At 64.4% G+C, this 24,043-nt stretch carries 23 protein-coding genes; 19 read left to right on the plus strand and 4 right to left on the minus strand.

Features of this window, described 5'->3' with window-relative positions; genetic code table 11:
* Nucleotides 1–36: 36 nt before the first annotated feature.
* Complete coding sequence (locus ACEWPL_RS01940) at nucleotides 37–927, minus strand: LysR substrate-binding domain-containing protein (protein ID WP_393934859.1); 891 nt, start codon at nucleotides 925–927, stop codon at nucleotides 37–39.
* Between the two features lie 120 nt (nucleotides 928–1,047).
* On the opposite strand from ACEWPL_RS01940, the gene ACEWPL_RS01945 reads away from it, so the two are divergent.
* The 11 genes from ACEWPL_RS01945 to ACEWPL_RS01995 all read left to right on the plus strand — a co-directional run bounded on the left by ACEWPL_RS01945 (nucleotide 1,048) and on the right by ACEWPL_RS01995 (nucleotide 10,378).
* Nucleotides 1,048–2,628 (plus strand): zinc-binding metallopeptidase family protein, encoded by a 1,581-nt coding sequence (locus tag ACEWPL_RS01945; protein ID WP_393934858.1) that lies wholly within the window; start codon nucleotides 1,048–1,050, stop codon nucleotides 2,626–2,628.
* A gap of 15 nt (nucleotides 2,629–2,643) precedes the next feature.
* On the plus strand, nucleotides 2,644–3,561 hold the full coding sequence (locus ACEWPL_RS01950) for a dimethylarginine dimethylaminohydrolase family protein (protein WP_393934857.1): 918 nt from the start codon (nucleotides 2,644–2,646) through the stop codon (nucleotides 3,559–3,561).
* Between the two features lie 225 nt (nucleotides 3,562–3,786).
* Nucleotides 3,787–4,713: a sulfurtransferase gene (locus ACEWPL_RS01955; protein WP_393934856.1), complete on the plus strand. Its 927-nt coding sequence runs from the start codon at nucleotides 3,787–3,789 to the stop codon at nucleotides 4,711–4,713.
* Between the two features lie 11 nt (nucleotides 4,714–4,724).
* Nucleotides 4,725–5,849, plus strand: coding sequence for a YeeE/YedE family protein (locus ACEWPL_RS01960; protein WP_393935380.1), 1,125 nt, complete (start codon nucleotides 4,725–4,727; stop codon nucleotides 5,847–5,849).
* Nucleotides 5,846–6,010 carry a hypothetical protein gene (locus ACEWPL_RS01965; RefSeq protein ID WP_393934855.1) on the plus strand — a complete coding sequence of 55 codons (165 nt, stop codon included), beginning with the start codon at nucleotides 5,846–5,848 and terminating at the stop codon, nucleotides 6,008–6,010. The genes ACEWPL_RS01960 and ACEWPL_RS01965 overlap by 4 nt, the downstream gene beginning before the upstream one ends.
* 98 nt (nucleotides 6,011–6,108) lie before the next feature.
* Entirely contained in the window at nucleotides 6,109–6,852 is a 744-nt protein-coding gene (locus ACEWPL_RS01970; protein WP_393934854.1) for an amino acid ABC transporter ATP-binding protein, read from the plus strand.
* On the plus strand, nucleotides 6,852–7,637 hold the full coding sequence (locus ACEWPL_RS01975) for an amino acid ABC transporter permease (protein WP_393934853.1): 786 nt from the start codon (nucleotides 6,852–6,854) through the stop codon (nucleotides 7,635–7,637). The genes ACEWPL_RS01970 and ACEWPL_RS01975 overlap by 1 nt, the downstream gene beginning before the upstream one ends.
* A 29-nt stretch (nucleotides 7,638–7,666) precedes the next feature.
* Nucleotides 7,667–8,503, plus strand: coding sequence for a transporter substrate-binding domain-containing protein (locus ACEWPL_RS01980; RefSeq protein WP_393934852.1), 837 nt, complete (start codon nucleotides 7,667–7,669; stop codon nucleotides 8,501–8,503).
* 12 nt (nucleotides 8,504–8,515) lie between these two features.
* Nucleotides 8,516–9,388, plus strand: a complete 873-nt coding sequence (locus ACEWPL_RS01985; RefSeq protein WP_393934851.1) for an amino acid ABC transporter permease — start codon at nucleotides 8,516–8,518, stop codon at nucleotides 9,386–9,388.
* Nucleotides 9,389–9,455: 67 nt separating this feature from the next.
* Nucleotides 9,456–9,977 carry a glutathione peroxidase gene (locus ACEWPL_RS01990; protein ID WP_393934850.1) on the plus strand — a complete coding sequence of 174 codons (522 nt, stop codon included), beginning with the start codon at nucleotides 9,456–9,458 and terminating at the stop codon, nucleotides 9,975–9,977.
* Nucleotides 9,974–10,378, plus strand: a complete 405-nt coding sequence (locus tag ACEWPL_RS01995; RefSeq protein ID WP_393934849.1) for a thiol-disulfide oxidoreductase DCC family protein — start codon at nucleotides 9,974–9,976, stop codon at nucleotides 10,376–10,378. Before ACEWPL_RS01990 ends, ACEWPL_RS01995 begins: the two co-directional genes overlap by 4 nt.
* A gap of 59 nt (nucleotides 10,379–10,437) precedes the next feature.
* Here the strand turns inward: ACEWPL_RS01995 and ACEWPL_RS02000 are convergent, their stop codons facing one another.
* Both ACEWPL_RS02000 and ACEWPL_RS02005 read right to left on the minus strand, forming a co-directional pair.
* A complete protein-coding gene (locus ACEWPL_RS02000) occupies nucleotides 10,438–12,492 on the minus strand; it encodes a catalase (protein ID WP_393934848.1) in 2,055 nt (684 codons plus the stop codon).
* A gap of 88 nt (nucleotides 12,493–12,580) precedes the next feature.
* Nucleotides 12,581–14,005, minus strand: a complete 1,425-nt coding sequence (locus ACEWPL_RS02005; RefSeq protein ID WP_393934847.1) for a mechanosensitive ion channel domain-containing protein — start codon at nucleotides 14,003–14,005, stop codon at nucleotides 12,581–12,583.
* 247 nt (nucleotides 14,006–14,252) lie between these two features.
* On the opposite strand from ACEWPL_RS02005, the gene ACEWPL_RS02010 reads away from it, so the two are divergent.
* From ACEWPL_RS02010 to argE, 5 genes are read left to right on the plus strand one after another with little or no spacing between them, the layout of a single operon-like run.
* The gene (locus ACEWPL_RS02010) at nucleotides 14,253–15,527 is read left to right on the plus strand and encodes a flavin-containing monooxygenase (RefSeq protein WP_393934846.1); all 1,275 of its coding nucleotides are present in this window, start codon (nucleotides 14,253–14,255) and stop codon (nucleotides 15,525–15,527) included.
* A gap of 54 nt (nucleotides 15,528–15,581) precedes the next feature.
* On the plus strand, nucleotides 15,582–15,998 hold the full coding sequence (locus ACEWPL_RS02015; RefSeq protein WP_393934845.1) for a RidA family protein: 417 nt from the start codon (nucleotides 15,582–15,584) through the stop codon (nucleotides 15,996–15,998).
* Between the two features lie 4 nt (nucleotides 15,999–16,002).
* A complete protein-coding gene (locus ACEWPL_RS02020; RefSeq protein WP_393934844.1) occupies nucleotides 16,003–16,677 on the plus strand; it encodes a DUF1028 domain-containing protein in 675 nt (224 codons plus the stop codon).
* A 33-nt stretch (nucleotides 16,678–16,710) separates the two neighbouring features.
* Entirely contained in the window at nucleotides 16,711–18,798 is a 2,088-nt protein-coding gene (locus ACEWPL_RS02025; protein WP_393934843.1) for an oxidoreductase, read from the plus strand.
* A complete protein-coding gene (gene argE / locus ACEWPL_RS02030; RefSeq protein ID WP_393934842.1) occupies nucleotides 18,795–19,952 on the plus strand; it encodes an acetylornithine deacetylase in 1,158 nt (385 codons plus the stop codon). Before ACEWPL_RS02025 ends, argE begins: the two co-directional genes overlap by 4 nt.
* Here argE and ACEWPL_RS02035 read toward each other — a convergent pair.
* Nucleotides 19,932–20,897 carry a LysR family transcriptional regulator gene (locus tag ACEWPL_RS02035; RefSeq protein WP_393934841.1) on the minus strand — a complete coding sequence of 322 codons (966 nt, stop codon included), beginning with the start codon at nucleotides 20,895–20,897 and terminating at the stop codon, nucleotides 19,932–19,934. The genes argE and ACEWPL_RS02035 overlap by 21 nt on opposite strands.
* A gap of 338 nt (nucleotides 20,898–21,235) precedes the next feature.
* Between ACEWPL_RS02035 and ACEWPL_RS02040 the strand changes: the two genes are divergently transcribed.
* From ACEWPL_RS02040 to ACEWPL_RS02050, 3 genes are read left to right on the plus strand one after another with little or no spacing between them, the layout of a single operon-like run.
* Complete coding sequence (locus tag ACEWPL_RS02040) at nucleotides 21,236–22,309, plus strand: ABC transporter ATP-binding protein (protein WP_393934840.1); 1,074 nt, start codon at nucleotides 21,236–21,238, stop codon at nucleotides 22,307–22,309.
* Nucleotides 22,306–23,226 (plus strand): ABC transporter permease, encoded by a 921-nt coding sequence (locus tag ACEWPL_RS02045; RefSeq protein ID WP_393934839.1) that lies wholly within the window; start codon nucleotides 22,306–22,308, stop codon nucleotides 23,224–23,226. Before ACEWPL_RS02040 ends, ACEWPL_RS02045 begins: the two co-directional genes overlap by 4 nt.
* Nucleotides 23,223–24,035 (plus strand): ABC transporter permease, encoded by an 813-nt coding sequence (locus ACEWPL_RS02050; protein WP_393934838.1) that lies wholly within the window; start codon nucleotides 23,223–23,225, stop codon nucleotides 24,033–24,035. Before ACEWPL_RS02045 ends, ACEWPL_RS02050 begins: the two co-directional genes overlap by 4 nt.
* Nucleotides 24,036–24,043: the final 8 nt, after the last annotated feature.

Raw genomic sequence — 24,043 nt, forward strand, 5'->3', positions numbered from 1 at the left:
CGGTAACGGCAAATGGAATTTGCCAAAGCGCCCGGACTAGCGCGCGCGGTGCGGCAGTGCAGCCACGATCCAGCGGCGAAAGGCTAGGGCGGGCTCGAACGCCGCTTGCTGGGGCGGTGTGCAAAGGTAATAGGCATCTGGTGACGCGATCCGCACATCGCCCACGCGGATCAGCTGCCCCGCCTCCATCGCGGCGTTGCCGATGATGACATCGCCCATCGACACGCCTTGCCCGGCGATCGTCGCCGCATAGACAAGGTTCATGTCGGACATGACCGGCCCGCGATCCGCCGCCGCCTGAGGCAGCCCCGCGGCCTGCAGCCAGCGCCGCCAATCGGTGCCGTCGCCCAGATGCAAAAGGTCGGCGCGCAGCACATCCGCCGGCGTCTCGATCCCGCCAAGGCGGTTGGCCAGCATGGGAGAGATTAGCGGCGCGAATTCGACTCTTTGCAGAAGCTCGATCTCGACGCCCTGCATGGTGCCGTCGCCAAAGGCGATAAAGATATCCGCCTCCGGCCTACTGACATCGTCGAGGCGACGGGGGGTAATGATCCGCAGGTCGACCTCGGGGCAGATGCTGCGAAACTCGCTGATCCGGGGGGCCAGCCAGAAGGCCGTGAACCCGGGCGTGCAGCTGACCGTCAGGGTGCCCGACAGGCCATGCCCCGCATTGCGCGCCGCCGATCCGGCAATGGCGCTGAGCGCGCCGCGCACATCGCCCGCATAGGCCCGCCCGCGCGGCGTCAGTTCGATCCGCGTGCCGACGCGGTTGAAGAGGTCAAAGCCAAGATCCCGCTCCAGCAGGCGCAATTGGTGGCTGACGGCGCTGCGCGTCAGGTTCAGCTCGTCCGCAGCGGCCCAGACGGTGCCGTGGCGCGCAAAACATTCCAGCGCGCGCAGGGCCTGGGTCGAAGGGATGCGGGACATGGGGCGGCTCCTTGAGACTCTTGCGGATAGTTAGGTGAGTAATTTTTGCCGATGCAAGGAAAAGGTTTCACTATGAAGCGCGCCTTCGTGCTGGCTAACTCCGGGACGAGGAGGCGGATCATGACCCTGACCGATGCACAGACCCACGCGCTGGATGTCGTCGATGCCCGGATGCCCGAGCTGTCGGAGTGGTGCAGCACGATCTTTCATCATGGCGAGACGGCGTGGCGCGAATATCGCTCGGCCGCGTGGTATGTGGAGCGGCTCCGCGAAGAGGGCTTTACCGTCGAGGAAGGCAGCGGCGGCATGCCCACCGCCTTCTGCGCCGAGTGGTCCAATGGCGAGGGCCCTGTGATCGGCATGTATGCCGAATACGATGCGATCCCCGGCAATTGTCAGGCCGCCGCGACGCACCGCGCCCCGCGCGAGGGCCTCGGCTATCAGGCGGGCGGGCATACCGATCCGCATTCGGGGCTGGGTATCGGTGCGCTTGGCGGTCTCTTGGCCACCAAGGCGGCGATGGAGGCGAAGGGGATCAAGGGCGGGCTCCGCTTTACCGGTGAGCCGGCCGAGAAGGTGCGCGGATCGAAGCCCATCCACGCCGCCAAGGGCTATTATGACGGCCTCGCGGCAATGCTGTCGTTTCACCCGTTCTACATGCTGCCGATGTGCAATACCGTGCGCTGGGACACGCATTGCGGTGCGGCCTACTCAATGATCTACCGCTTTATCTGCGACGCGCCCGAGGCTTGGGGGGCGGGCGACGGCGCCCCGATCCCGCAATCGCATTCGGCCATCCGCGCGCCCGGCGCGTCCGAGGCGCTGGTGCAGATGTATACTCTTTCCAAGGCGCTCCGGGAGTCGATGCTGCCCCATCAGGGCGGCTGGTCGATCAGCGAGGCGATATTGACCGCCGGGCAAGCCACCGCCGACAATCAGCCCGCCGGGCTGGCCGAGTTGCAATACATGATGCGCACGCCGACGGTGGACATGGCCGAGCAGGTGACGGCCATGCTGGACCGCAATGCCGAAGCCGTGGCGCAGATGACCGGCTGCCGGTGGGAGCGTCACTGGGTCTGCAAATCGCGCCCCGGCCTTGCCAATCACGCGATGGCGAATATCGTCTGGGACGCTCTGCAACAGGCTGGTGCGCCGGAATGGGACGACGCGGCGATATCTGTCGCGCAGGAAATCCAGGCCAATCTGGGGCAGGAGCCGATGGAGGCGCCCTTCATCGACGAAATGAGCCGCCTCATCGCGCCCCAAGAGGCCGAGGCGATCCTGCGACGAGATCTGCCGCCGAGCCAACTCAACAGCACAAGCGACGACTACACCGACATGAGCTGGCACGCACCGCTGGCACGGTTCTACATCGCGCGGCCCGCGCTGAAACCCTCGGGCGCGCCCTATCCCAACTGGGTGATGAACGCGCTCGGCGGCATCCCCGCCACAATCGACCCGATGGTGCGGACAGCCGCGCGCGTCTGTGCCCTCTCCGCGCTGCGCCTGCTGGAGGATGAGGCCGCGCGCGACGCCGCCATGACCGAATTCAAGGACCGCACCGGCGGCGGCGTTGGCGGTAGCAAATGGATGCCGCCGCTCTGCGATTACGACCCGCCCATCCATTTCCGCTGGCCCGAATACGTTGACACCCCGCGCGGGCGCGATTGGTGGATCCCATCCGCCATGCCCGACGCCTAACCCAGGAGACCTGACATGCTGGACAAGACGCAATCCGAATTCACCCTTCAACGCCGCAAGCGTGGCGGCGGCACGGCCCCGATGCAGCACTGGCACCTGCCCAACGAGACGGACGCGCTGAGCCATGTCCTTTTGGGCTCGCCCGCGCATCTCAAGCACCTGTCGACCTCGAGCCTGTCATCCAAGCATCTACGCGAGAATCCCTGCAACATTCAGGTGGCACAAAGCCAGCATGCCGAGATGGTCGCCGCCTACGAGCACTTCGGCGTCAAGGTGAAGATGCACGCGCCCGAGCCGGAACTGCCCATGCAGGTCTATGCGCGCGACAGCTCGGTCATGACGCCCTATGGCGCGATCATCACCGCCATGTCCCAGTGGTGGCGCCGGGGCGAGAATTACGCGGCGATCCGCACCTACGAGGAACTGGGCATCCCCATCTATGACATGGTGACCGCCGGCACCTTCGAGGGTGGCGACTTCAACGTGATCGAGGAGGGCGTCGTCCTTATCGGATGCGGCGGCGCGCGCACGAACGAGGCGGGGGCAAAGCAGGTCGCAGGCTGGTTCGAAGATGAGGGCTGGGAGGTGAAGCTGGCCTTCATCGACGAGTATTACGTGCATATCGACCTCATGGTCGTGCCCATCGCGGAAAAGTTGACAGCCGTCTGCCTCGATTGCACCGATCCCTGGATCGTCGAATGGCTGAAGGGCAAGGGGCACGAGATCATCGACGTGCCCTTCCGTGACACGATGGCTCTTGGCTGCAACGTGATGAGCCTCGGTAATGGCAAGGTGATCGCGCCAAAGGCCTCGACCGTTCTGGTCGACAATCTGCGCGCGCGTGGCTTCGAGGTCGCGGCCATCGACACGGCCGAGATTTCCAAGACCGGCGGCGGTATTCACTGCATGGCGCAGGCGCTGAACCGCGGCTGAGCCCTTCGGGCGGCGGGCCGCAAAAAAGGCAATCGTTCTCATTGGCGCGCGCGGGGCAGAATATATTCCGCGCGTCTCACCGTTTGCGACAAAAGCGTTGCGCGTCTATCATGCCTGTGGTGATAGCGGCCTGCCGGCGGTCTGGGGCCGCGGGCGGCAGCAGCTTGTCATCCGGCACGTTCGGACCGACATCACGCGCAGACCCGCAACAATGAGGTACACGCCATGAAATTTCTCGCCCCGGCCGCGCTGGCGCTTGCCAGCATCGTCAGCCCCGCCTTCGCCCAGAATACCTTCGGCCCCCTGATCGCGCCCGAAGCGCTGAACGCGCAGCTTGAGGCGGAGGCGCCGCTGATCCTCGACATTCGCGGCGATGCCTATGCCGAGGGCCATATTCCGGGCGCCGTCTCGGCGCCTTATGCCAGCTTCCGCGGCCCCAAGGATAACCCCGGCCAGGTTCCCTCCGAAGACCAGATCGAGGCGACATTGCAAAGCCTGGGCGTCACGTTCGAGCGCCCCATCGCCATTGTGCATGAGGGCGATACCGACACCGATTTCGGCGCTGCTGCCCGCGTCTATTGGACGCTGAAATCCTCGGGCCTGACGCAGCTGGCCATCGTCAATGGCGGCATGCAGGCTTGGGAGGAGGGCAAGCTGCCGCTGATGACGGGGGCCAAGGCGCCCACGCCCTCCGATATCGACATCACCTTTTCCGACCGCTGGCTGGCCACGACGGATGACGTCGCCGCAGTCGTCAACGGCGCAAGCGAGGCGACGCTGGTCGATGCACGGCCCGCGAATTTCTACGAGGGCAAGAAGGGGCACGATGCAGCTGCGCGTCCCGGCACGCTGCCCGGTGCACAGAACATCACCCATTCCGAGTTCTTCAAGGACGGCACGCAGATCGTGGATGCGAAGGCAGCCAGCGATATTGCCACCCGGATGGGCCTGAATGCAGACCGGCCCATCGTGTCCTTCTGCAACACGGGCCATTGGGCCGCGACCGACTGGTTCGCCATGTCCGAACTGGCCGGGATGCCCGATGTCAAGCTCTATGCGGAATCGATGGTGGGCTATTCCAAGACAGATAACGAGATGGCCAATGTGCCCGGTCTGTTGCGCAACCTGCTGAACCAGATCATGGGGAACTGATGACTGCTACCATAGATGATACCGCCCGCCGCGCTGGCCGGGGGCGGGTTTTGCCCCGCGCCGGGCTGATCGTCCTTGCCGCCATCCTGATCGCGGCCGTCGCGGCGCTGGCGGGCGCGCGTTTCGGAGTGATGCTGGCCATCGGCCTTGGCATTGGCATGACGCTGGAGGGGCTGCGCTTCGGCTTTGCCGGGCCGTGGCGCGCGATGATCCTGCGGCGCGAGCCTGCGGGCATTCTGGCGCAGCTTCTGGCGATCGGGATCGTGGCCGTGGCCGCGCTGCCGCTGCTGGCCAGCCATGGCGGCGAATTGGTGGGGGCCGAGGCGCCCATCGGCTTTGCCATGATCGGCGGGGCCTTCGTCTTTGGCGCGGCGATGCAGGTGGTTCTGGGCTGCGGCTCGGGGACGCTGGTCAACGCGGGTAGCGGCAATCCCGTGGGCCTTGTCGCGCTGCCGTTCTTTGCCATCGGCAGCTTTTTCGGCGCCTATCACCTCATGTGGTGGACCGATCTGGGCGCGCTGCCCATCATGGTGCTGCGCGGCACCAGCGGCCTTGCCGTCACGCTGGCCGGGCTTGCCGCCGTGGCCGCGTTTCTGCTGTGGCGCGCGGCACCGGGCACGCGCAAGCTGCCGCGCCGCCTGATCATCGCCGCGCTGTTGCTGGCTGCGCTGGCCATCGGCAACCTGCTGATCGCGGGTCAGCCTTGGGGGGTGGTCTATGGTCTCGGCCTCTGGGTGGCCAAGGGCGCGGTCGGCATGGGCGCGGATCTGAGCGGATCGGCCTTCTGGTCGGCCCCCGGCAATGCTGAGCGCGTGGGCGCCAGTGTCTTGACCGACTACACCTCGCTGACCGATTTCGGGCTGATCGCGGGCGCGTTCCTGGTGGCCAGCTGGCGCGCCGGGGGGCTGTCGGCCCCGCTGCCCAAGCTGCCCGCAAAGGCCTGGGCCGCGACGGTGATTGCCGGGCTGCTGCTGGGCTATTCCTCGCGGCTGGCTTTCGGCTGCAACGTGGGTGCGTTCTTCTCTGGGATCTCGACCGGCAGCCTGCATGGCTGGGTCTGGTTCGCCGCCGCCTTTGCCGGCTCGTGGTACGGTGTCAAACTGCGTCCTTTCCTTGGTCTGGAGGCACGTACATGAGCCGCCGGATCATCGCCCTTGCCGCGCTTGCCTTGGTGGGCGGCGTCATCGCGCTGGACCTTGGCGCATCGCCTCCCAACCCTTATTCCGCGCCACCGTTGATTGCCTTCGGCTCGGGGCAGGCCTCATCGGGGGGCTTCTGCGGCGCACTGCCTGACTGACGCGGGCAGCCGCGATTGCGCCAAAAACTGCGCAATCCCGGTTGCAATGGACGCGGATGCGCTATCTTAACCGCGCAAGGGACAGGGACAGCAATCGCATGACGCAGCAGCCCATTATCGTGGCCGAGCATATCGGTAAGCGTTTCGACGTTTTTCGGGCGCTGGACGATGTCAGCCTGACCGTCAGCGCGGGCGAGCGCGTCGTCATATGCGGTCCCTCCGGGTCCGGCAAATCCACGCTGATCCGCTGCATCAATGGGCTTGAGACGCATGAGGATGGCAGCCTGACGGTGGATGGGCACTTGATGAAGGCCGGGTCACCGAATATCCGCCAGCTGCGGCAGGATGTCGACATGGTGTTTCAGCAGTTCAACCTCTTTCCGCATCTGACGGTCTTGGAAAACCTCACTATCGGCCCGCGCAAGGTGCGCGGGATAAGCCGCGCCAAGGCCGAGGCGCTGGCGCGCAAGTATCTCGAGCGCGTCCGCATCCCCGAGCAGGAGGGCAAGCGCCCCGATCAGCTGTCCGGCGGGCAGCAGCAGCGCGTTGCCATCGCCCGCGCGCTCTGCATGGAGCCGCGCGTGATGCTGTTCGACGAGCCGACGTCGGCGCTTGACCCTGAGATGATCGGCGAGGTTCTGGACGTGATGGTCGATCTGGCCGAGAGCGGCATGACCATGGTCGTCGTCACGCATGAGATGGGTTTTGCCCGCAAGGTCGCCGACCGCATGGTCTTCATGGAGGCAGGGCGCATCGTCGAGATCTCGCCGCCCGAGATCTTCTTTTCCGAGCCGAAGACCGAGCGCGCCCGCGTCTTTCTGAACCAGATCCTGGGCCATTGATGCGCGTCGCCCGTATTCTCGACCGGCCGCCAGTGGCGATCGCCCTCTATGCCGCGATCATGGCGGCGCTGATCTGGTCGGCCTATGTGGGCGCGCAGCGGATGGGTTATAACTGGCAATGGTACCGTGTGCCGCAATATCTGGGCGCGCTGACCGAGGACGGGTTTCAGCCGGGCGAGATACTGATTGGCCTCTGGGCGACGGTGCGGCTCTCGGCGGCGGCCTTTGGGCTGGCGGTTCTGATCGGGGCAGGGGTGGCGATCCTGCGCCTCTCGGGGCTGATCATGGGCCGGGGCGTGGCCACGGTCTATCTGGAGTTGATCCGCAACATCCCGCTTCTGGTGCTGCTCTACCTCTTCTACTATGTGCTTGGCCCGATCCTTGATCTCAGCCGTTGGAGCGCGGCGATCCTGACGCTGGCCGTTTTCCATTCCGCCCTGATCTCCGAGATTTTCCGCGCAGGCATCAACTCGGTCGCGCGCGGGCAGTGGGAGGCGGCGGGTGCCATCGGCATGTCGCGCGCGCAGGCCTTCGCCTATATCATCCTGCCGCAATCGGTGCGCTTCATGCTGCCGCCGCTGACCGGGGAGGCGGTGCATCTGATCAAGTCCTCGGCCATCGTCAGCGTCATCGCCGTGGCCGAGCTGACGACTGTCGGGCGCAACATCATATCCGACAGCTACATGAGCTTTGAGATCTGGTTCACCGTGGCTGCCGTATATCTGGCGATCACTCTCGCTCTGTCCTTCGGCGTCTCGGCGCTGGAGCGGCGCTTCACCCCATGACCAAGCCCCCTTTTCAAGGAGATTTCCCAATGACGACAACACGCAGAGCGGCGATGATGCTGGGCCTTGCCTTTGCCGCGGCCACCGGATTTGGCGCACCCGCCAGCGCCCAGTCGGCCACGCAGGCCTTGGCGCAGGAATCGGTGATCGAGACGATCAAGCAGGACGGCGTGATCCGCATCGGCCTGTCGGTCTTTACCCCCTGGTCGATGCGCGACAAGAATGGCGAGCTGATCGGCTTCGAGCTGGATGTGGGCCGCGCGCTGGCCGAGGATATGGGCGTTGATGTCGAGTTCATCCCGACCGCGTGGGACGGCATCATCCCGCAGCTCGTCTCGGGCAATTTCGATGTGATCATCTCGGGCATGTCCATCACGCCCGAGCGCAACCTGACGGTCAATTTCAGCGACCCTTACGCCTTTTCCGGCCAGACCATCCTTGCCAACAAGGAGATGACCGAAGGCTTTGCGCAGGAGGATTACAACAGCGCCGATGTCATCTTCTCGGCCCGCCGGGGTGCGACGCCCGCCACCGTTATCGCGCAGCTTTTTCCCGAGGCGCAGCTGCTTCTCTTTGACGAGGAGGCGGCGGCGGTGCAGGAAGTGCTGAACGGCAATGCCCATGCCACGATGTTCGCCGAGCCGGCCCCCTCGATCGAGGCGCGGCGCTATCCCGAGAAGCTGCATGTGCCCTTCGATCAGACCTTTCTGGCCACGGGCGAGGGCTTTGCCCTGCGCAAGGGCGATCCCGATGCGCTCAACTTCTTCAACAACTGGATTGCCGGGCGCACCGCCTCGGGTTGGCTGAAGGAGCGCAATGATTACTGGTTCAAGGGCGACGCCTGGCAGGACCAGATCCCTCAATAAGGGACCCGCGCCATGCCCGCGATCCTGCGCAAACTGCGCTGGCCTGACCTTCTGATCCTCGCCGCCCTTGCGGCGGGGATCGGTTATGCCGTGCTGCGGGCCGAGGGCACGCTGACCTATGACTGGCGCTGGCACCTCATCCCCGACTACATTCTGCGCTGGCGCGAGGACCGGGGGGAATGGTTTGCCAATCTGCTGTTGCAGGGGTTGATCACGACGATCCGCATCAGCCTTTATGCCAGTGCTCTCGCGCTGATACTGGGCGTGATCCTTGGCATCGCGCGCACTGCGCATAACCTGACGATCCGCCTTCTGGCGCGCACCTATATGGAATTGTTGCGCAATATCCCGCCCGTCGTCATCATCTTCATTTTCTTTTTCTTCCTGTCGCAGCAGTTGATCGACGCGCTGAACCTGAACGCCTGGGCGCGCGGCATCGCGCGGGGCGAGAATGCCGCGATCTGGGAATTCTTCTTTGGCGACATGCGCCGGTTTCCGTCGCTGATCTCGGGCGTCATCGTACTGGCCCTGTTTGAGAGCGCCTTTGTCGGCGAGATTGTGCGCGCGGGCATCCAGTCCATCGCGCAGGGACAGCGCGAGGCGGCGCGCGCTATCGGCATGGGACCAGTGCTGGAGATGCGCCATATCATCCTGCCGCAGGCCATGCGCAAGGTGACCCCGCCCATGGCGAACCAGTTTATCAGTCTGATCAAGGACAGCTCGATCATCTCGCTGATCTCGGTGCAGGACCTGACCTACAAGACGGTCGAACGGGTCGCCTCAACCCGGCTGATCTTCGAAGCGTGGATCACCACGGCGGCGCTCTACTTCATCCTCTGCTTTGGCCTCTCGCTGCTCTTTCGCAGGCTGGAGCGGCGTCAGTAGCGGCGAGCGGAGTGTGATCCATGCGCGCCGCGCCGACGTATCTCATGCATCACCAAGGAGCCTGACCATGATCCGCGCCATCATCCTTTGCCTGTCCTTTCTGATTGCCCTGCCGGCCAGCGCGCTCGACCTGCGTGCGCCCTTCGCCTCCATCGATGGAGGCGAGGTGTCGCTTCAACAATGGCGCGGGCAGCCGGTGCTGGTGGTCAATACCGCTTCGGAATGCGCCTTCACGCGCCAGTATCGCGGGCTGCAGGATCTCTATGATCGCTATCGCCAAGAGGGGCTGATCGTGCTTGCCGTGCCATCGGATGACTTCAACCAAGAGCTGGCCAGCGATGCGGAGGTCAAGGAATTCTGCGAGCTGCAATATGGAATCGACATGCCGATGACCCGGATCACGCCAGTGCGCGGCAACGGCGCGCATCCCTTCTACGCTTCGCTACGCGCCGAGACGGGGTTTGAGCCGCGCTGGAACTTCAACAAGGTGCTGATTGCGCCCGATGGCAGCGTTGCGGGAACCTATGGCTCGCGCGTCGATCCGCTGTCGCCTCAGATCACGCGCAGTATCGAGGCGCTATTGCAATGAGCGCGGTCGGGACGGACGAGCAGGGCGGGCTGACCGTCTACTATGACGGCGCATGCCCGCTCTGCCGGGCCGAGCTGTCGCACTACACGGCGCGCGACAAGGCGGGCCGTCTGGCGCTGGTGGATGTCTCGAAGCCCGAGGTTCGGCTGCCCGATGATCTGAGCCCCGAGGACGCCAAGGCCCGGTTTCATGTGCGCACGCAGGAGGGTCGGCTCGTCTCGGGTGCTGCAGCTTTTGCGCAGGTCTGGCGGCAGGTGCCCGGCTGGGGCTGGGCCGTGCGGATCGCGTCGGTGCCGGGCGTTCTGCCTGTGCTGGAACTGGGCTATCGCGGATTTCTGAAACTGCGCCCGCAGATGGTTGGCATGTTCATCTGGCTGCAGCACCTGCGCGGGCGTGGGTGATGCGCAGACGGGCGAACGGCCCGGCGTGAGGCCAGGCCGCTGCCAAAGGTGTCATAGGTTCACGCTGTCTCGCGGGCCCAATAGCGCAGCTTGGCGCATTTTTCCACGAAATCGGCGGCGGACTCGGCAGTGAGTTTTGGCATGCCCTCATCGATATCCTCGACCCCGGCCGATTTGACCAGCGGCTGCGCCGCGTCGGTCCAGCCGATGAACTTGGCATGCGCGAAGGCGTCGCTGACGAAATCCTTGGACGGCTTGTCCTTCGCCAGATCCTTACCCTTCTCGTCTGAGAAAACCAGCGCCACCGCGTCGAACAGGACCGACGGGCCACCATCGATCTTTTCGTCCGCGGCGCGCGTCGAGCCGTCCGAGAGTGTCACGCCCTGGATATGCGGAGCGACAATGGCCACCATCGCTCCCTCGGCCCTGAACGCCTTTTCCAGCGCCTCTACCAACTCCGCATCAGCGCCGTCACTGAGATAGAGGCCCAGCTTGCGGCCCGCAAAGCTCTTCGGCCCGTTCTTGAGAATGCTCAGCGCATCCGACGCGGGCAGGTCCGTAATGGGCGCGCGGGCCGGTGTGGCCGCCGTGGGCATATCGGTCACGCCCAGCCCCTCTGCCACGCCCTGCGCCAGATCGTCATGCACGTTTAGCAGATGCGACAGGACGCGCAGACGGATCTTTTCATGCTCGCATTTCGACAGCTCGAACGTATAGCCGGCGATGATATGGCGCTGTTCGGTCTCGGTCTGGCTGATCCAGAATTGGCGCGCCTGGCTGTAGTGATCGGCGAAGGTCTCCGAGCGTGTGCGCTGCTTTTGGCCCTGCATCTCCTCGGGATAGCTCTGGAATCCGATCTCCGGGTTCTCGCGCGGGCCACCATCCTCGCCCCAGCTATTGGGTTCGTAATTGGCGCGGCCCTTGGGGTTGCGCATCGCCATATGCCCGTCCTGCTGAAAGTGGTGCATCGGGCATTTGGGCGCGTTGATCGGGATATGCGTGAAGTTCGGCCCCCCCAGACGCTTGGTCTGCGTGTCGAGATAGGAAAAATTGCGACCCTGCAGCAGCGGGTCGTTGGTGTGATCGATGCCGCGCACGATGTTCTGGGTGCAAAAGGCCACCTGCTCGGTCTCGGCAAAGAAATTCTGAACATTGGCGTCGAGCGTCAGCGTGCCGATGATGCGTACCGGCACCTGCTCTTCGGGGATCAGCTTGGTGGCATCCAGAATGTCGAATTCGAACTTGTCGGCGAAGTCGTCGTCAAACACCTGAATGCCCAGATCCCATTGCGGATAGTCGCCCGCGTCGATCGCCGCCCACATGTCGCGGCGGTGGAAATCGGGATCGGCGCCATTGATCTTGACCGCCTCGTTCCAGACGACCGATTGCACGCCCTGGCGCGGCTTCCAGTGGAATTTCACGTAATGCGACTTGCCCTCGGCATTGACCAGCCGAAAGGTGTGCACGCCGAAGCCTTCCATGAAGCGGAGGGAGCGGGGGATGGTCCGGTCGGACATCTGCCACAGTGTCATGTGGATCGCCTCGGGCGAGAGCGAAATGAAATCCCAGAAATTGTCATGCGCCGATTGCGCCTGCGGAAAGCCGCGATCGGGCGCTTCCTTGACCGAGTGGACGAGGTCGGGGAACTTCATCGCGTCCTGAATGAAGAAGACGGGAATGTTGTTGCCGACGAGGTCCCAGTTACCTTCCTGCGTGTAGAACTTGGTTGCAAACCCGCGCACGTCGCGGGCCAGATCGAAGGAACCCTTGTTACCCGCCACGGTGGAGAACCGGGTAAAGGTGGGTGTCTTCTCGCCGACGCGCTGAAAGATGTCGGCGCAGCTCAGTTCGGGGATGGCCTCGGTCAGCTCGAAATGGCCATGTATGCCATAGCCGCGGGCGTGGACGACCCGCTCGGGGATGCGCTCGTGATCGAAATGAAAGATCTTTTCGCGCATCACGTGATCTTCCAGAAGGACCGGCCCGCGAGGCCCTGCGGTCAGCGAATTCTGGTCATCCGCAATCGGACCGCCCTGCGCCGTGGTCATCGTGCGCTCGCGGTCGGTTGTTTGCTGGCGCGGTGCGCCGCCCTTGTCGAGTGTGTCGTCGGTCATGCCCAGAATCCTCGTTTGATGGTCGGAATACCGATCAAACCATGCAGTCCGGGAATCGTTCCCGCTCTCGGCGACGGGCGCCGGGGATCTACCTGTCTCCGCGCGGCTCGGCCGGCTCGGGCGCCAGCAGGTTCTCGGCGGCATCGGGGCTCTGGGTGGCATCCGCCTGGCGTTGCAACTCTTCCGTCTCGGAGGTCAGGTCGCCTTCACCGGGCGCGGTTTCGGCTGCGTCTTCCTCGGGCGGGGCAGGGGCGTGCGGCAGGATCTTCATCTCGCCATCATCGCCGGATTGCTGCCGCACCACGATACCATTGGGAAAGATGATCTCGCGCGAGGGGTCGGGCATGGAAATGCCGGCATTCTGCAGCGCCAGCTTGACCTGCCGCATCAGCGCCGAGCGCACCTTGAAGATCGAATAGGATTTCCCGTCGAACCAATATTGCACGCGGATATTGACGGTCGAGGCGCCCAGCTCGTCTACCAGTGCGCTGGGCTCGGGATCGTCCAGCACGGCGGGATGGCTGCGCAGCGCCTCGGCGATCACCTCCTGCGCCTCCAGCACCGAGTCGTCATAGCCGATCCCGACCGAAAATTCCGAGCGCCGGTTGGGCGCGGTCGAGAAATTCTCGATGATGCTCTTGTAGACGATGGCGTTGGGGATCTGCACATGGTTGCCGTCCAGCGTCAGCAGCACGGTCGTGCGCATGTTGAGGTTCTGCACGATGCCCTGATAATCGGCCACGCGGATCCAGTCGCCCGCGCGAAACGGGTTGCGGATGCTCAGCAGGATACTGGCCAGCGAGTTCTCGGCGATCTCACGAAAGGCGAGGCCCACGACGATACCGACAAGGCCGGTGCCGCCCAGGACCGTAACGGCCAGCCGGGTCAGGCCGGCAATCTGTAGGATCAGGTAGATCGCGATCAGGATGACCGGAATCGCCACCACCTTGGCCACGAAATTCAGCAAGAGCGGCGAGGCGATGCGTCCGCGCAGCGACCTGCGGGCAAGGGCGGCCACGCCGCGCGAGAGGATCCACGCCAGAGCGAGGATCACGAGGCCCGCGACGGTCAGCGGGGCGAACCATTGCGCCCGCTCGGCCAACCGCTCGATTTCGCGCCATGTCGGGGTCAGATCCCAGCTGACATTGGGCGTCACCTCAATCCGGTCGACCACGGCGACGACGCCCTCGGTGCGCAGCGCCAGCTGGCGGGCCCATTCCTTGCGTTCGGCATTTTCGGTGGTCCCGTCGATGAAGACGATGCCCTCGCTGACCGACACCTCCGGCGCCTCGAACCACTGGCTGGCGTTGAGGATGCGGGTCAGGCGGTCTTCGATTTGGGAATCGCGCACATCGGGCGCGACGGAGACTTCCCTTTGAGGATCGCTCGCAGCGGATTCGAGCGCGGTGGGTGCTGTCTGAGCCAGCCCCGCGACGCCCATCAGGGCGAGGAACGCGCCGAATGCCAGCGCCGCCGGGGCCTTGAGGAGCCTGCGCTCTGCAGAGACTGTCATTCCACGTCCACCTTGTTCCCAAGCCCGCCCTTGCGCGCTGCCATATCCCACGGACGATACCTTGCACCGCCGCGCAGTCAACGCGCTCGAACCGCGAGGGGTGCAATCGCAGTTAAAGGATTTGGCTAATCAGTGATGCAAGAATTCATAATTTCGGCCCGGCCCATGCTCGCATAGTCATGCGGGATGCTCGTTGCCGAGGGCGTGAGGCATGTTGTGAATCGCGAAAAAAAGGGGGGAGCCTTTAATGTCGATGCAGAAAACCGATACGCTGGTCGTCGGGGCCGGGCAGGCGGGGATCGCCATGAGCGAGCATCTGGGCAAGGCAGGGATACCCCACATTGTCCTCGAGCGAAGCCGCATCGCCGAGCGCTGGCGCTCGGAGCGGTGGGATTCCCTCGTCGCCAACGGGCCGGCCTGGCATGACCGATTTCCGGGTATGGAGTTCATCCAGAGCGGCCCAGATGCCTTTCCCGCAAAGGAGGAGGTTGCCGATTACATGGTGGCTTATGCCGAGAAGATAGGCGCTCCCATCACCTGCGGCGTCGAGGTCAGGGAGGTGCGCCGGAACAAGGGCCGCCGCGGATTTACCGTCACGACGTCGCAAGGGATGATCGAGGCGCAGAACGTGGTCGCGGCGACCGGCCCGTTTCAAAGGCCGATCATCCCGGACATGATCCCGCAGGATACGGGCATCGCGCAGATACATTCCTGCAGCTATCGCAATCCCGGCGCGCTGGCCGAGGGGGCCGTGCTGGTGGTGGGCGCAGGCTCCTCCGGGGCGCAGATCGCCGAAGAGCTGATGAAGGCCGGGCGCAAGGTCTACCTTTCGGTCGGGCCGCATGATCGCCCGCCGCGCGCCTATCGCGGGCGTGACTTCTGCTGGTGGCTGGGCGTTCTGGGCAAGTGGGACATGGCCGCGCCCGCTCCGGGGACCGAGCATGTCACCATCGCCGTCAGCGGCGCGGAAGGCGGCAAGACGGTGGATTTCCGGCGGCTGGGCAATCAGGGCATGACCCTTCTGGGTCGAACCGAGAGCTATGAGAACGGCGTCATCCATCTGGCCGATGACCTGCGGCGCAACCTCGACAACGGCGATGCGAATTACCTTGGCCTGCTGGATGAGGCAGATGCCTATATCGCGCAGAACGGTCTCGATCTGCCCGAGGAACCCGAAGCGCGTGATCGCGCGCCCGACCCTGAGAGCGTGGCGCAGCCGATCCGCGAGTTGGAACTGGCCAAGGCCGGCATCACCACGGTGATCTGGGCCGTGGGCTTTGGCGTCGATTACAGCTGGATCAAGCTCGATGCTTTCGACGCGGCGGGCCGCCCGATCCACCATCGCGGCGTCTCGCCCCAGCGGGGCCTCTACTTCCTTGGCCTGCCATGGCAATCGCGGCGTGGCTCCAGCTTTATCTGGGGGGTCTGGCATGATGCGAAACATATTGCCGAGCAGATTGGTATTCAGCGTAAATACATGGAGTACCATGTTCAGGCGCAGCCGCAGACCGAAGACGCCTGAACGCTTGGGCCCAAGCAGGGGACCCTCGCCAATCCACACCGACCGGAGACTTTCATGGCCCATACCCGCATCCGCAAATTCAACACATCCGACACCTATCCCGAGCAAAAGCTGGACAACGATCTGTGCCAGGCCGTCGTCACGCAGGGCGGCAAGATTGTCTGGCTGCGCGGCCAATGCCCGCAGAACCTGAACGACGCCAAGAATATCGACAGCCATGATCCGGTCGAGCAGACGCACAAGGTCATGCAGAACATCAAGCAACTGATCGAGGAGGCGGGCGGCCAGATGGAACATCTGGTCAAGGTCGTCGTCTACATCACCGATGTGCGCCACCGCGAGGCGGTCTATCGCACCATGGGCGAATATATCAAGGGCGTGCATCCCGTCTCGACCGGCCTTGTCGTGCAGGCGCTGGCGCGGCCCGAATGGCTGGTCGAAATCGACGGCACCGCCGTAATCCCGGAGTGATGCGATGACCTTTTCCCTTGTTGCCCGCTGCCCCGAGACCGGCATGTTTGGGGTCGCCATCTCATCCTCCTCGCCTGCCGTCGCGGCGCGCTGTTCCTTTGCTCGCGCGGGCGTCGGCGCGGTCGCCTCGCAGAACGTGACGGATCCGGCGCTGGGCCCGCTGACACTCGATTTCATGGAGAATGGGCTGAGCGCCGCGGATGCGATTGCCAAGATGCAGGCAGAGGCGCGGTTCATCGAGTATCGCCAGGTTCTGGCCGTCGATGCGGCGGGCGGCACGGCGATCCATTCGGGCCCGAATTCCCTGGGCATCTGGACGGATGCGCGGGCCGAGAATGTCGCCTCGGGCGGCAATCTTCTGGCCAATGACAGCGTGCCGCAGGCCATCGTCGATGGCTACCTGTCGGCCACGGGCCATATCGGCGACCGGCTGATCGCCGCGATGCGCGCGGGCCTTGCAGCAGGGGGCGAGGCGGGGCCGGTTCATTCGGCAGGGATGAAGATCGTGGACAAGGTCAGCTGGCCCGTCGCCGATCTGCGCTGCGACTGGACCGAGGATTGCCCCATCGAGGCCATCAGGGCCGCCTGGGACGTCTATAAACCGCAGCTGGACGCCTACATCCAGCGCGCGCTCGACCCGCGCGAGGCACCATCCTATGGCGTGCCCGGCGATCAATGACGCGGCGTCTGGCGCGCGCTTAAGGAGATGACAATGCTTGACGACAGACCCAGGCGCGACCCCCGCTACGACATTCTTTTCGAGCCTGGCAAGATCGGGCCGCTGACCGCCAAGAACCGCTTTTACCAGGTGCCCCATTGCAATGGGGGCGGCTACCGCGATCCGTCCGCGGCTGCCGCGATGCGCGGGATCAAGGCCGAGGGCGGCTGGGGCGTGATCTTTACCGAGCAGTGCGAGATGCACCACACGTCCGAGATCACCCCCTTCATCGAGCTGCGTCTGTGGGAGGACAAAGACATCGCAGGGCTGCGCCGTATGTCCGAAAAGATGAAGGAACACGGCGCTTTGGCGGGTATCCAGCTGGCCTATTCCGGCATCAACGGTCCGAACCTCTACACCAAGGAGGTGCCGCTGGCGCCCTCGGCCCTGCCGATCCGCACATTCACCAACGATCCGGTGCAGGCGCGCGCCCTGTCAAAGTCGGACATCAAGGATCTGCGCCGCTGGTTCGTCAACGCCGCCAAGCGTTCGAAAGAGGCGGGGTTCGACCTGATCTGCCTCTACGGCGCGCATGGCTTCGGCATCTTTCAACACTTCCTCAGCCGCGCGACGAACCAGCGCAGCGATGAATATGGCGGCAGCCTGGAGAACCGCTCGCGGTTCGCGCGCGAGGTGGTGGCGGATATGCGCGACGCGGTGGGCGACACGATGGCGCTGACCCTGCGCGTCAGCCTCGATGAGAGCATCGGCGAGCTGGGCTTTTCCAACGCCGAAGTCCGCGACTTCATCGAGATGAACCGCGATCTGCCCGACCTGTGGGACCTGGCCCAAGGCACGTGGGAGGATTGCTCGGGGCCATCCCGCTTCAAGGAGGAAGGCGCGCAAGAGGGGCTGGTGCGCGGCATTCACGAGCTGACTGACAAACCTATCGTCGGAGTGGGCCGCTTTACCTCGCCCGATGTGATGGCCAAGATGGTGCGCTCGGGCACCCTTGATTTCATCGGCTGCGCGCGGCCCTCCATTGCCGATCCGTTCCTGCCGAAAAAGATCGAGGAGGGCCGGATCGAGGATATCCGCGAATGCATCGGCTGCAACATCTGCATCACCGGCGACATGACCATGTCGATCAGCCGCTGCACGCAGAACCCCACCTTCATGGAGGAATGGCGCAAGGGCTGGCACCCCGAGAAGATGAACGCGAAGGGAAGCAGCGACAATGTGCTGATCGTCGGCTCCGGGCCGGCGGGGCTGGAGGCGGCATGGGCGCTCTGCCGGCGCGGCTATGATGTGGCGGTGGCCGAGGCACGCGGCGCGATTGGCGGGCGCGTCACGCGCGAGCGCGCCTTGCCGGGCCTTTCGGCCTGGGGCCGCGTCGTGGATTACCGCGATTACCAGCTATCCCAGCGCCCCAATGTCGAGATCTACCGCGAAAGCGCGCTGGACGCGGCCAGCATCCTTGAATTCGGCTTTCAGAACATCGCGATTGCCACGGGGGCCACATGGCGTCGCGACGGCGTCGCCCGTCAGCATGTGGTGCCGATGCCCATCGCGGAGGGCGCGAAGGTCTATACGCCTGACGATCTGATGGATGGCAGTGTGCCGGGTGGCAATGTAGTGATCTATGACGATGATCACTACTACATGGGCGGCGTTCTGGCCGAGCTTCTGGTGCAGAAGGGTGCCAGCGTGACGCTGATCACGCCCTCGGCCTATGTCTCGGACTGGACGAACAACACGCTTGAGCAGGCGACGATCCACGCCAGGCTGGACGAGATGGGCGTCGATATCGTGCTGAATCGCGGCGTAACCCAGATCGCGGCGGATCACGTGGTCAGTAATTGCGTCTATACCGGCAAGACGCGGCAGTATCAGGCTGATGCGGTGGTGATGGTTGCCTCGCGCATTGGCGACGATCAGCTCTACCTTGATCTGATCGCGCGGCAGACGGACTGGGCGGATGCGGGGATCGCCTCGGTCAAGCTTTTCGGCGATGCCGAGGCGGCGGGGCCGATTGCCTGGGCAACCTATGCCGGTCACCGCTATGCGCGTGAGCTGGACGGCGCGCCGCTGGGCGATGCGCTGCCGTTCCGTCGCGAGATCACGGAGCTAGCGGCCGAATGACGCCCGATGCGGCCACCCTCGATATCCTTTCGCGGCTGATCGACTTTCCCACGGTCAGCGCGGATAGCAACCTAGCGCTGATCGACTATGCCGAGGAGGTGCTGCAGGCCGCGGGCTTCGCGGTGCACCGCCTTCCTGATCCGGCGGGCAGAAAATGCGGGTTGCTGGCCCGGATCGGCCCCGACGGGCCGGGGGGTGTTCTGTTGTCCGCACATAGCGACGTTGTCCCGGCCGAGGGGCAGGCGTGGACCCGTCCGCCCTTTGCGCTGACGCCCGAGGGCGATCGCCTCTATGGGCGCGGGACGACCGACATGAAGGGGTTTCTGGCGTCGATGCTGTCGTTGGCCTGCAGGGCGGGCAGAGCGAACCTGACGCAGCCTCTGATGCTGTCGATTTCCTATGATGAGGAGGTCGGTTGCCAAGGCATTGCCAAGATGATGCCCGGCTTTCAGCAGATGGGCTGGCAGCCGGAGCTGTGCATCGTTGGCGAGCCGACGATGATGCGCGCCGCCACCGGGCACAAGGGCAAGGCGGCGCTGCGGGCGATATGCCGGGGCGAGGCCGGGCATTCGGCGCTGGCGCCGCGCCATGTCAACGCGCTGCATCTGGCGGCCGAGTTCATCACCGCCCTGCGCACCATTCAGGACGATTACGCCGCCTCGGGCGTGCAGGACGCGGCCTATGATGTGCCCTGTTCCACCGTTCATGCGGGGCGGATGCAGGGCGGCACCGCGCTCAACATCGTGCCTGATACTGCCAGCATCGAGTTCGAGCTGCGCCACCTGCCGGCCGACGATCTGGCCACGTTTCAGGCCCGCATTGCGCAGGAGGTTGCGCGCATCGCGGCGCCTTATCATGCGCAAAGCCGCGCTGCGGGGATCGCGGTGGAGGTGACGAACACCTATCCCGGCCTCGAGATCCCGGCGCATCACCCGGCAGTGCGCCGTGTGGGGGATCTGTGCGGCACGCCGGAAGTGACCAAGGTGGCCTTCGGCACTGAGGCGGGATTCTTTGCCGGGCTGGGAATTCCCACCGTCGTCTGTGGGCCGGGCAGCATGGAGGGGCAGGGGCACAAGGCCGATGAGTTCCTGCTTGCGAGCCAGCTGGCCGAATGCGACGCGATGATGGAGCGGCTACTTAGACAGCTTGCCTGACGGCCGGTCACCCGGTGGGCGCACGCCGAGCAAAACCTCTGCATTGCCCCTGATCCAGTTTTGCGCATGTTCCAGAAACGCCTTCAGCAGCTCGGTGCTGTCATGCCCGGTGCCGATCAGGACGCCCAGTTTCATCGGGCGCTGCGGGCCCTTGAGGGGGATGAAACGCAGCGGTTTGCCGTCCGGCGCCAGATCGTTCAGCGGGCGCACATTGACGATCGAGTAGCCAAAGCCATTGGCCACCAGACCGCGCATGACCGCCATGTCGCGCGTGCGTTCGGCAATATTCGCCCGCAGGCCGATATCGTTGAAGAATGACAGGAAATAATCGGCGCTATGCGGCAGGTCCAGAAGGACCATGGGATGGCTTGCCAGCTCTTCCACGGAAATCTCGGGCAGGTCGGCGAGGGGGTGCGCCTCATTCAGTGCGACGAGGGGCGGCAGTTCGAGGATCGGAAGGAACGTCAGATCGCGCGGCAGGTCCAGATCATAGGTCAGCGCAAGGTCGATCTTGGCCTGCCGCTGCATGCTGAAAAGGCCGGACTGATCCGCCTCGATCTGGGTGATCCGCACGTCGCTATATTGCTGGACGAAACTCTGGCGCAGGCCCGGCAGGACGATCTGGGCGAAGGTGCTGAGGCAGCCAACGGCCAGCGGTCCCCTGATGCTGCCCGAAAGCTCGCCCGCCATGTCGCGCAACTCGCCCGCCTGCCGCAGCACCAGCCGCGCGCGATCCAGCAGCTTGCGCCCCGCGGCAGTCGGCGTCAGCCCATGCGCGTGATGGCGCACGAAAAGCTTGACGCCGAGCTCATGCTCAAGCTGGGTGACGCCCGCCGAAATGGACGGGGAGGACACGTTCACCTGCTGCGACGCGGCGGCAATGCTGCCGGTCTCACCGACGGCCACGAAATATTCCAACTGCCGTAGCGTGTAGCGAAGGGGCATTGCGCGGAGTCCGGTCCTTGGGTGCCAACCTTTTCAGCATAGCAGGCCGGGTACGCGGGATCATAGCCCAATGCGCAGCGTCAGCGTGCGACGAGGCGCTGAGCGTGCACTGGCGAGGCTGGTCTGCGGCCATCCCGCAGCGCGTTGGTTTCTGGGGGGAATTGCCCGCAGGAGGTACGGCGTATTGCGGCGTGCTTAGGCACTCCCTAATCAAGAGTTCCGTAAGTTCTCATTTACCCGGCTGTGCCGCATGACGTCTAGTCCGGCAATCAAGAACCGCAGCAAACCGACCCAATCCCTCAGCCGGGACCCGGATCCGCGCAGACAAGGATAACCAGATGAGCCAGCAGAACGCGGTCGACGTGATTGACGTGTCCAAGAGCTTTGGCTCGTTTCAGGCGCTGCGCTCGGTCAATTTCCAGATCCGCGAGAATGAGTTTTTCACAATGCTCGGCCCCTCGGGATGTGGCAAGACGACGCTGCTGCGCATGATGGCGGGGTTCGAGGCGCCCGATACCGGGAACATCCTGCTGCATGACCGCGATATAGTGGACATCCCGCCGCATAAACGCCGGGTGAATACGGTATTTCAGAGCTACGCGCTGTTTCCGCATATGACGCTGGAGCAGAACATCGCCTTCGGCCTTGAGAACATGGGCTGGGACCGGGCGCGCATCCGCGCCCGCGTGGGCGAGATGCTGGAGCGTGTGCATATGGACGCGTTTGCCGCGCGCAAGCCTGCCCAACTTTCGGGTGGGCAGCGCCAGCGCATCGCGCTGGCCCGTGCGCTGGCCCCCGAGCCGGAGGTGCTGCTGCTGGACGAGCCGCTCTCGGCGCTGGACCTCAAGCTGCGCCAGGCGATGCGGGACGAATTGCGCACACTGCAGCGCGATACGGGGATCACTTTTGTCTTCGTCACCCATGACCAGGAAGAGGCGCTGGACATGTCCGACCGTATCGCCGTGCTGGGCGGCGGCCAGGTGCAGCAGATCGGCACGCCGGCGCAGATATACGAAGAGCCTGCCAACCGTTTCGTCGCGGATTTCGTGGGCGAGACGAATTTTCTGGATGTCGATGTGCTTGGCTCGGACGGGCAGAGCGCCACGGTGCGCACGCCTTTCGGGCTCGTGATCCAAGTGCCGTCGGCCACGCATGTCCCGAAGGGTAAGGCGACCCTGTCGATCCGCCCCGAAAAGCTGAACCTTGGGGATCAGGTGCAGGGCATCGATTTCGAGGCCGAGGTTCTGAAAACGCATTACCTGGGGGGCTACAGCCATTACCTCCTGTCGGTTGGCGGCACGCAAATCCGCGCCTCGCGCCGCAACGCCTCGCGCGAGGGCGACATGATCGCCGTGGGCAGCAAGGTGCATGTGGGATTCGTCGACGGCTCGGCGCGGGTTCTGGCGGCATGACGTCTGCCGCGTCCACTGACGTCCCTGCGGCGCGCAAACGCCGCCGGCGGATCAATCTGCCCTATGTCGGACTGGCGCCCGCATGGCTGCTGATGTGCTTTGCGCTGATCCTGCCGATCTTCATCGTCGCGGCGGTCTCCGTGGCCAGCCGGGGTGCTTATGGCGGCTTCGAATGGAGCTTTGATCTGACAGGCTATCGCCAGATCCTCTTCAACGAGGGTTGGACCGGCGAGATGGAGTTCACGCCGCAATATGTCATCATCATCCTGCGCACCATCCTGCTGGCCTCGGTGACCACGATCCTGTGCCTCATCCTTGCGGTGCCGGTCGCCTATTTCATCGCCAGCCAGCCCGCCAGCCGCAAATCGGCGCTGGTGTTCCTGGTCACGCTGCCCTTCTGGATGTCGATGATCCTGCGGATCTACGCGTGGATGATCATCCTCGGCAAGGGCGGCCCGCTGCCGCGCTTTCTGGAGGCGTTCGGCGCGCCCTCAGGACTGACGCTGATGTATAATGACGGCGCGACGCTGGCCGCGATGGTCTATACCTACATCCCTCTGATGGTGCTCCCGGTCTTTGCCTCGATCGAGAAGCTGGACGGCACGCTGATCGAGGCGGCGCATGACCTTTATGGCAACCGCTGGGTCACGCTGCGGCGGGTGATCCTGCCGCTGACCGCACCCGGTATCGTATCGGGGGCGATCCTTGTCTTCGTGCCCGCGCTGGGCGCCGTGCTCGAGCCGATCCTGATGGGCGGGGGCAAGCAGATGATGATGGGTTCGCTCATTCAGATGCAGTTCGGCGGGGCGCGCAACTGGCCCTTCGGGGCGGCCATTGCTGTGACGCTTCTTGTGGTCGTGATGCTGGTGCTGATCCTTATCGCCCTGCGCAGCGCCCGCAAGGAGGCGGCAGCATGAGCAAGAAGCATGACGTCAAGCGCTATCCGGGTATCGGGATCCTCAGCATCCTCTTCTTCGTCTATCTCTACGCGCCGCTTCTGGTGGTCATCCTCTATTCCTTCAACGCCAACCGCATCACCAGCGTCTGGAGCGGGTTTTCCCTGAAATGGTATGGCTCGGCGCTGAACAACGAGGCGCTGATGGCCTCGGTCGAGACCTCGTTGATCGTGGCGGGCATCGCGACGGTGGTGGCGACAACAATCGCGCTGATGGCGGCGCTGGCCATCATCCGGGGCCGGAATGTGCGGTTTCGCAGAGTGTCCGAAACCGTGGTCAACCTGCCGCTGCTTCTGCCCGAGATCGTGCTGGCGGTGGCGACGCTGATCCTCTTTTCGCTGATCGGGCTTCAGAACGGCATGCTCAAACTGGTGATCGCCCACTCCGCCTTTTGCACGCCCTTCGCCTTCCTGCCGATCCGCGCTCGTCTTCAAGGCATGTCGCTGGACCTCGAGGAGGCGGCGACGGACCTTTATGCCCCGCGCTGGACGGTGTTTCGCCGCATCACGCTGCCGCTGATCTTTCCGGGGCTGTTTTCGGGCGCGATGCTGGCCTTTCTCATCTCGATGGATGATTTCATCACGTCCAACATGCTCAGTTCGGGCGGCACGACGACGCTGCCCGTCTACATCTTTTCCCTGATCCGCGCCGGCACCTCGCCCGAGCTGAACGCGATCGCCACAATGCTGATCGCGGCCTCGGCGGTGCTGGCCACCATCGCGCTGACGGTGGCGGCACGCGGGCAGGGCGACCGGACCCGGGACCCATAAAAACCATA

The organism is Roseovarius roseus (assembly GCF_043355935.2).
Classification (GTDB): Bacteria; Pseudomonadota; Alphaproteobacteria; order Rhodobacterales; family Rhodobacteraceae; genus Roseovarius; species Roseovarius roseus.